Origin of the sequence: Novosphingobium pokkalii, assembly GCF_014652855.1 — a bacterium.
GTDB lineage: Bacteria > Pseudomonadota > Alphaproteobacteria > Sphingomonadales > Sphingomonadaceae > Novosphingobium > Novosphingobium pokkalii.
In genome coordinates, this window is the sequence record NZ_BMZP01000045.1 from 1 (window position 1) to 7,613 (window position 7,613).

Sequence of the window (7,613 nt, forward strand, 5' to 3'; positions counted from 1 at the left end):
GACGACATCGGCTTGAGCTTAACTTCGCCGCAAATCTGTCCAGGAAGGCGGGGCCACCTCACCAGGAACGCTCATCGCGTTTCCCGTTGCGGTGACGCTTTGCCGGGCGGCGCAAACAGGGTGCGCCTTTCGGGCGTGCACGCAAAAGGCTGCCCAAAATTTCCATATCGCACGGAATAATTGCATCCCGTGTGCATGCATCATGCGCTATCCTGCATATCCATAGCAATATTCAGCAGGATCAGGAACGCCGCATGTATCGCCAGGAAGCACCGCTTTGCGCCTCGCCCCTGTCTCAGGTGTCTCAGGTGCCTCAGGTGTCTCGGGGCAACACGCTGTGTGCAGATGGGTCTGGCCGCTGGGCCGATTGGGCCATCGCGCGGATCGAGGCGGATTACACGCGCAGTGCCGATACCCACCTGATCCCGCTCGATCTCCCCGCGCTGCCGGGCATTGCCATCTACCTCAAGGATGAAAGCAGCCACCCGACCGGCAGCCTCAAGCACCGCCTGGCCCGCTCGCTGTTCCTCCATGCGCTGTGCAGCGGGTGGATCGGCGAGGGCACCACCGTGGTGGAGGCCTCTTCCGGCTCCACCGCCGTGTCGGAAGCCTATTTCGCGCGCATGCTCGGCCTGCCCTTCGTGGCGGTGATCCCGGCCAGCACGGCCGCTGAAAAGATCGCCGCGATCGAGGCGCTGGGCGGCCAGTGCCACAAGGTGAGCGAGCCGGGCGCGGTCTATGGCGAAGCGCAGCGCCTCGCGGCCGAGCGCGGCGGGCACTACATGGACCAGTTCACCTTTGCCGAGCGCGCGACGGACTGGCGCGGCAACAACAACATTGCCGAAAGCATCTTTGCCCAGATGGGCCATGAACCCGCGCCGATCCCCACCTGGATCGTCTGCGGGGCCGGCACCGGCGGCACTTCGGCCACGCTGGGTCGCTTTGTGCGCTATCATCGCCATGCCACGCTCATCTGCGTGGCCGATCCGGCGCACTCGGTGTTCCATCGCCACTGGCATGACCGCACGATCCGCCACAACGACGGCGCGTGCAGCCTGATCGAGGGCATTGGCCGCCCGCGCGTCGAACCCTCGTTCGTGCCCAACGTGATCGACCGCATGGAAGTGGTGGAAGACGCCGCCTCGATCGCGGCGGCGCGCGTGCTGTCGCGCCATCTTGGCCGCCGCGTGGGCGGCTCGACCGGCACCAACCTGGTCGCCTGCGCTCGCCTTGCCACCGAAATGGCGCAGGCCGGGGTGCGTGGCTCGATCGTCACGATCCTGTGCGATTCGGGCGAACGCTATGCCTCCACCTGCTTCAACGATGCCTGGCTGGCGCAGCGCGGGCTGGACCTGGCCGACGAGGAAGCGCGCATGACGGCGTTTCTGGAAACCGGCAGCCTGGCCTGATCGCGCTCTGCGCGGCTTGCCTGGCGCGAGGACCAGGCCCCGCGCCAGACCGAAACCATGGCGGGATGGCAGGATGGAGCCGAAGCCCCGCAACGCAGGGTTGCTGCTGGCCTCCTGCCGTCTTCCGCAAAACCGGACCGCCTGGCATCGGCCATGCGTTTCCAGAATGTCCTTGCGGTGCAAACGTTGCCGTCTCCTCCGTCATAGCGGTATGACATGGCAACACAGCGACTGCGAAGCATCGCCGGGGGAGGGCATTTCCGCACTCAGCCGACTGTTCCGCCCGGCCCTCATGGCCTTTTTCCGCCGCCGTCTGGGCGGGGATCATGCCCGGTCCGAAGATCTGATGCAGGAAGTGTTCTTGCGCCTCATGGCTCTGCCCGAACGCGCGGTGGATAATCCCGATGCCTATGTCTTCCAGGTGGCGGCCGATCTCCTGACCGATGGCGCCCGGCGCGCAAGAGGTGGAAGCGTTTCTGCTGCGCCTGGCGCGCCTGGCCTGGCCCAGGGCGCAAGCCGATCTGGAAGAGTCGCGCCGCTTTGCCCTGCAAGAGCTGGGCCTTGCCGATCTGATGCCGTGGGACATGGGCTTTGCCGCAGAGCGCCTGCGCCGCCCCCGCCACGCGCCCGACAGTGGGGAAATCCGCCGCCACTTGCCGCTTGATCGCGTCATGGCTGCGCCGTTCGATCTGGTGGGCGACAACCTGATCGCGCGGATGCTGGGCGCGCGGCAGTTCCAGAGCGGCCTTGGCCTGCTGCGCCAGGCCGAACTCGCGCTGTTCGACCCGCGCCTCCACGCCAGCGCGGGCGGGGACAACAGCCCCGATCCGCAAGCCGTGCTGGAGGCCGTGCGCGACGAGATCGCCGTTGTCCGCCCGCCCGAATGGCACCGCTTTGCCCATGCGTTCAGCCATATCTTTGCCGGCGGCTATGCGGCGGGCTATTATTCCTACCTCTGGGCAGAGCGGCTTTCGGCCGATGCCTATGCCGCCTTTGGCGAACCGGGCGCCGACCGGGCCGCGCTGGGCGCACGCTTCCGCGACGAAGTGCTGGCACGCGGCGGATCGCGCCCGGCGGCACAGAACTTCCTCGCGTTCCGAGGTCGAAGGCCGGTCGATGAACCTCTCTTGGCTAATTGGGGCATTGCCGCCTAGCTGTCAGGTTGCGGAACCTAAACCTGCAAGTTGGCCAATCTGTCGCGAACCCAGCGCATGAGCGCATCATTGTGCGTTCTTTCGTGCCAGACGAGGATCTTGGCAAAGCCGGTGATGGCGATCGGGGGGGGCACCACGGCAAGGCCCGCCTCGGGCGCGACGAGCCGCGAGGGCAGCAGCGCGCAGCAATCGGATGAACGCACCAGATCGATCAGCACGGTGAAGTTGGGCACCGAGGCGACCACCTTGCGGCTGCGGCCGACGGCTTCCAGCGCCTGGTCGGTCGCGCCGCGAAAGCGGGTGCCGTCGTGCGACATGATCGCATGGTCGAGCGCGCAAAACCCGTCGAGATCGAGCCGCGCCCGTGCCGCCCGATGCCCCTCGCGCAGCACGCAGACGTAATGCTCATCGAACAGGCGGCGCGATTTCAGCGTTTCGGCCGCATCTTCGGGCGTGGTCAGCGCCAGATCGAGCGCGCCGCGCTCCATCTGCGCGGCCATGTCCACCATGCCGGCGGGGCGCACCGAAACGCGGATACCCGGCGCTTCACGCCGCAGCAGCGCCAGAAAGGGCAGGATGAGCACGCGCTGCGCATAATCGGTGGCCGCGATGCTGATGGTCTGTTCGGCCCTGGCCGGATCGAAGGCGACCGGCTGCATCAGCGCGTCGATGGCGTGCAGCGCCTGCCGCAGCGGCGCTGCCAGCGCCTCGGCGCGCGGGGTGGGCATGATGCCGCGCTGGGCGCGCACGAACAGCGGATCGTCAAAGGCTTCGCGCAGGCGGGCCAGCATGCCGCTGACCGTGGGCTGGGTCAGCGAGAGACGCGCCGCCGCCGCCGTGACGGAGCGCGTTTCCAGCAGGGCATCGAGCGTCTTGAGCAAGTTGAGATCGAGCGTTCCGATATTGTCCATGCCGATGGATGGTATCGAGAATTGCGATTTTCGCAATATCCCAAACCGCGCTAGGGTGCGTGCCAGACAAAGGAGACACCCATGAGCGATATCATCTGGCCCGCCGGCTATGTGCCCGGATTTACCGACAATTACTGCTCGAACGAAGTCATCGTCACCGGCCTGACCACGGCCGATGTCTGGCCTTTCCTGAACGAGCCGGAGCGTTGGCCCACCTATTACGCCAATTCGGCCGATGTGCGCTTCTATGATGGCAAGGGGCCGGCGCTGGAGCCGGGCCTGCGCTTCTATTTCAGCACCTTCGGCTTTCCCGTGGAAGCGCAGGTGGTGGAACACACCCCCCCGGTGGAAGGCCAGCCCGCCCGCGTGGCCTGGCATGGCTGGGCCGGTGAAGTGGGCGCGCAGGATCGCCTCGATGTGCATCATGCGTGGCTGATCGAGGATCTGTCGGGCGGGCGCGTGCGCATCCTGACGCAGGAAACCCAGAACGGCAATCCGGCCAAGGATCTGGCCAAGGCCAATCCCAACCCGATGATTAATGGCCATCAGGACTGGCTGAACGGCCTGGTGGCGGCGGCCCGCGCGGCCAAGGCCTGATCCCACAAGCATGAGTGGGGCGGCGGTGGTTGCCGCCGCCCTGCCCCGCAGCACAGGAAACGCAAGCACATGGCAAAAATCGCCGTTCTGGGCCTGGGCGCGATGGGTTCGCGCATGGCGCGCCGCCTGGTCGCCGCCGGGCATGAGGTACACGTGTGGAACCGCAGCCGCCCGGCGACCGAGGCGATCGCGGGCGCCACGCTTGCCGCCACCCCCCGCGCCGCCGCGCAAGGGGCGCAGGCGGTGATCGCCATGCTGCGCGATGACGAAGCCTCGCGCGCGGTGTGGTGCGATGCGGAAAGCGGCGCGCTAGCAGGCATGATGCTGGGCGCGCTGGCCATCGAAAGTTCGACGCTGACGCCGCAATGGGTGCGGGGCTGGGCTGCGGCGGCGCAGGCGGCGGGCGCCGTGCCGGTGGAAGCGCCGGTTTCCGGCTCGCGCCCACAGGCCGATGCCGGGCAACTCGTCTATTTTCTGGGCGGCGCGGCTGATGCCGTGGCGCAGGCGCAGCCCCTGCTGGCCCCGCTGGGCGCGGCCTTTCACGCGGTCGGCCCGATCGGCGCGGGCGCGGTGGTGAAGCTGGCCACCAACACGCTCCTGGCGCTTCAGGTGGGGGCATGGGCCGAACTCCTGCCGCTGCTTGTCCGCGAGGGGCTGGATCTGGACGTGGCGCTGGGCGCGCTGGCGGGCACATCGTCATGGGCGCCGGTGGCGGGCTATCTCACCATGTTGATGCGCCAGGGCAATCATGCCCCGCAATTCCCCATCGACCTGATCGCCAAGGATATGGCCTATGTCACCGGCATTGGCCAGGAAGGCGACTTGCCGCTGGCGCAAGCGCTGGCCGCGCGGTTTGCCGCCGCCAGCGCGGCCGGGCTGGGCGATGAAAACATGACCGCGCTGGTCAAGCTGGCGCGCGGCTGAAACATGGGAAGACAGACGATGAAGCAGATGATCCTGAACGGCGGCGGGCTCGATACCCTGGCGCTGCACGACGTGGCCGCCGCGGCCGATCCGGGGCCGGGCGAAATCACCATCCGGGTGCGGGCCAGTTCGCTCAATTACCACGATCTGCTGGTGGCCAAGACGCCCGGCTCGGTGGCCGGGCCGCGCATTCCCCTCTCCGATGGTGCGGGTGAAGTTCTGGCCGTGGGCGAAGGCGTGGCCGATTACCGGGTGGGCGACATGGTCGTTTCCATCTTCTTTCCCGATTGGCAGGACGGCCCCGATGGGCCGAGCAATTTTTCCCGCGTGCCGGGCGATGGCATCGATGGCTATGCCCGCGAAACCATCACCGTGCCCGCCACCTGGGTGACGCATGCGCCGCGCGGATGGAGCGCGCCGGAAGCCGCCACCATCACCACGGCGGGCCTGACGGCGTGGCGCGCGCTGGTGGTCAACGGCGGGCTGAAGGCGGGCGACACGGTGGCCGTGCTGGGCACCGGCGGCGTCTCGCTCTATGCGCTGCAACTGGCCAAGGCGATGGGCGCGCGGGTGATCGCCACGTCATCTTCCGATGAAAAGCTGGCGCGCCTTTCCGCGCTGGGCGCCGATGCGGTGATCAATTACCGCAGCCAGCCCGAATGGGGCACGGTGATCCGCGATCTCACCAATGGGCGCGGCGTGGATCACGTGGTCGAAGTGGGCGGGCCGGGCAGCCTGGCCCAGTCCATCGAGGCCGCGCGCGACAATGGCCATATCGCGCTGATCGGCGTGCTCACCGGCTTTGCCGGCGAAGTGCCGACTGCCACGATGATGCGCAAGCAGCAGCGCCTGCAAGGGCTGATCGTGGGCAGCCACCGCCATCAGCGCGATTTCGTCGCCGCGCTGGAGGTGACCGGCATTCGCCCCGTGCTCGATCAGGCCTTTGCCCTGGACGATCTGCGCGCGGCTTTTGAACACCAGGCGGCGGGCCGGCATTTCGGCAAAATTCCGATCACCCTCTGACAAGCTTGCGTCTGGTGAGACCCAGCCTGCCCGATTAGGCGGGGTCAGTTTTCGAATTTGGGACCCTTGCCATGAATCTTGCGACCCGCTTGGCTATCACGCTTTGTCTGCTGGGCGGTTCGGCCTCCGGCGCGCCACCGGTCGTGGCCCGCCCGGCGACCTATCACTCTGCCAAGGGCATGATGCGCGCCATTGTGCTGAACATGGGCGATGAGGGCCGCAGCGTAACGGATGCGCGGTATGATAGCCTGTTTCGCGGCGGCGATGCGACGCAAGGCGTCGTGCAAGTGATCCGGGCGGGGCGGTTTTTCATCAATGGCATTGCCATGCCCGCAACGGCGGAAGATTTCGCCAAGACCAGCCCCGATGGTTATCTGGTCAACCAGGTTGCCTGGTTGAAGCGCGATGCCGCCACGGGCGCGTGGAAGGGTGGTTTCAAGGCGGAAAAGCCGGCCGCCAGCTATGAGTCGGCCGCCCTGGCCAGTGCCACAGGCATTGTCGCCGGGCTGGAGGTGCGGCTGTATGACACGGACCACGATGGTTTTGCCGACCGGATCGAGGCGGAATACAAGGAAGGCGTGGCCGTTGGCAAGGTATTGCGGCGGCGTAATGGCATGTTCTCTGTGCGCCGGGCCGATCAGGGCGTCGGCCAGGCGGCAGGTGCCGCCACGGGTGAGGGCCGAGCCTTTGACTCCGCCCATTTCACCGCCACATCGGGCGAGGCCATCAAGCCTGCGCATTTTGATCGTACCCTCCATCCAGGCGATGTGGCGCTGTTCTGGTATGGCCCGGATGGCTGGGTGATGCAGCGGGCGTTACAGGTGCGCGGTGCCTTCATGGGCGGCGAGGACCACAAGAACTACAATATTGATGGCAAGATCTATCAGGACGCCATGCGCTTTTCCCGCGATGGCATCGCCATATCCAACCGGCCAGGCGAATTTGTGAACGCGCAAAAATTCTTCGGCTTTGACAAGGATCAGCGTGGTGCCAAGACCAGCCTGTGGCTGGTGCCCACGACGCAAGCCGGCAAGCAAGGTGCGCCCGTGGCGTTGACCAGCGGTACGGATGCCGCACAATTCCTCTCGCGCGCGATTGCCGTGGCCAAGGCGCATCTGTCTGCTGCAAAGGTCAGCGTCGATGGCCGGGATGTGCCCTCTACCGGCACATGGGCAAGCGGGCAGGCCCATGCACAACTGGCGAGCGTGATTGCTGGTGCGCAGGCGCAACTGGCCAAGGGCGACCCCACCGGCGCTGCGCTCGATTACCAGACCTATCTGCTGTATCTGGCGCTGGATGGCAGCGACAAGGACATTGGCGCCAGGTTCGGTGGTTTCCGCTTCACCGGTTTCGACCACGAGGTGAAGGCGGGGCTGCAAGGCGCCAGCTAATGCGCACTGGGAACAGAGGTGAAATGCTGGTGCCGGGCTTCACTCGAGCGAACAGGTCTGGTCGAGCAGACATGCATACGGCGTTCGGACCCGCGCTTCGGCGTGCTTGCCAGAATGAGAAAAGCGATTGGCGAGGTTACTGTGAGGTGGCCCCGCCTTCCTGGACAGATTTGCGGCGAAGTTAAGCTCAAGCCGATGTCGTCA

The 7,613-nt window shown here is 66.5% G+C and carries 6 protein-coding genes and 2 pseudogenes; 7 read left to right on the forward strand and 1 reads right to left on the reverse strand.

Annotated elements, in window-relative coordinates; all coding sequences use genetic code 11:
- Nucleotides 1-308 precede the first annotated feature (308 nt).
- The 3 genes and pseudogenes from IE191_RS20755 (at nt 309) to IE191_RS20765 (ending at nt 2,563) form a co-directional block, all read left to right on the forward strand.
- The gene (locus IE191_RS20755) at nt 309-1,409 is read left to right on the forward strand and encodes a PLP-dependent cysteine synthase family protein (protein WP_308432951.1); all 1,101 of its coding nucleotides are present in this window, start codon (nt 309-311) and stop codon (nt 1,407-1,409) included.
- Nucleotides 1,410-1,620: 211 nt separating this feature from the next.
- Nucleotides 1,621-1,860, forward strand: a pseudogene (locus IE191_RS21415) (sigma factor); the annotation flags it as partial.
- The gene (locus tag IE191_RS20765) at nt 1,853-2,563 is read left to right on the forward strand and encodes a M3 family metallopeptidase (RefSeq protein ID WP_191326340.1); all 711 of its coding nucleotides are present in this window, start codon (nt 1,853-1,855) and stop codon (nt 2,561-2,563) included. The pseudogene IE191_RS21415 and the gene IE191_RS20765, both read left to right, overlap by 8 nt.
- A gap of 17 nt (nt 2,564-2,580) precedes the next feature.
- Here the strand turns inward: IE191_RS20765 and IE191_RS20770 are convergent, their stop codons facing one another.
- Nucleotides 2,581-3,474 carry a LysR family transcriptional regulator gene (locus IE191_RS20770; protein ID WP_191326341.1) on the reverse strand — a complete coding sequence of 298 codons (894 nt, stop codon included), beginning with the start codon at nt 3,472-3,474 and terminating at the stop codon, nt 2,581-2,583.
- Between the two features lie 81 nt (nt 3,475-3,555).
- Between IE191_RS20770 and IE191_RS20775 the strand changes: the two genes are divergently transcribed.
- The 4 genes and pseudogenes from IE191_RS20775 to IE191_RS20790 all read left to right on the forward strand — a co-directional run bounded on the left by IE191_RS20775 (nt 3,556) and on the right by IE191_RS20790 (nt 7,409).
- Nucleotides 3,556-4,071 carry an SRPBCC family protein gene (locus IE191_RS20775; RefSeq protein WP_191326342.1) on the forward strand — a complete coding sequence of 172 codons (516 nt, stop codon included), beginning with the start codon at nt 3,556-3,558 and terminating at the stop codon, nt 4,069-4,071.
- Nucleotides 4,072-4,092: 21 nt separating this feature from the next.
- Nucleotides 4,093-4,995 (forward strand): annotated as a pseudogene (locus tag IE191_RS20780) (NAD(P)-dependent oxidoreductase); the annotation flags it as partial.
- Between the two features lie 18 nt (nt 4,996-5,013).
- Nucleotides 5,014-6,018 (forward strand): zinc-dependent alcohol dehydrogenase family protein, encoded by a 1,005-nt coding sequence (locus IE191_RS20785; protein WP_191326344.1) that lies wholly within the window; start codon nt 5,014-5,016, stop codon nt 6,016-6,018.
- Nucleotides 6,019-6,413: 395 nt separating this feature from the next.
- Nucleotides 6,414-7,409 (forward strand): hypothetical protein, encoded by a 996-nt coding sequence (locus tag IE191_RS20790; RefSeq protein ID WP_229815743.1) that lies wholly within the window; start codon nt 6,414-6,416, stop codon nt 7,407-7,409.
- The last annotated feature ends 204 nt before the right edge of the window (nt 7,410-7,613 follow it).

What these genes read in the sequence shown, in the direction of transcription:
- IE191_RS20775 (WP_191326342.1), top strand. Translation starts at nt 3,556, where the DNA reads ATGAGCGATATCATCTGGCCCGCCGGCTATGTGCCCGGATTTACCGAC.
- IE191_RS20765 (WP_191326340.1), top strand. Translation starts at nt 1,853, where the DNA reads ATGGCGCCCGGCGCGCAAGAGGTGGAAGCGTTTCTGCTGCGCCTGGCG.
- IE191_RS20785 (WP_191326344.1), top strand. Translation starts at nt 5,014, where the DNA reads ATGAAGCAGATGATCCTGAACGGCGGCGGGCTCGATACCCTGGCGCTG.
- IE191_RS20770 (WP_191326341.1), bottom strand. Translation starts at nt 3,474, where the DNA reads ATGGACAATATCGGAACGCTCGATCTCAACTTGCTCAAGACGCTCGAT.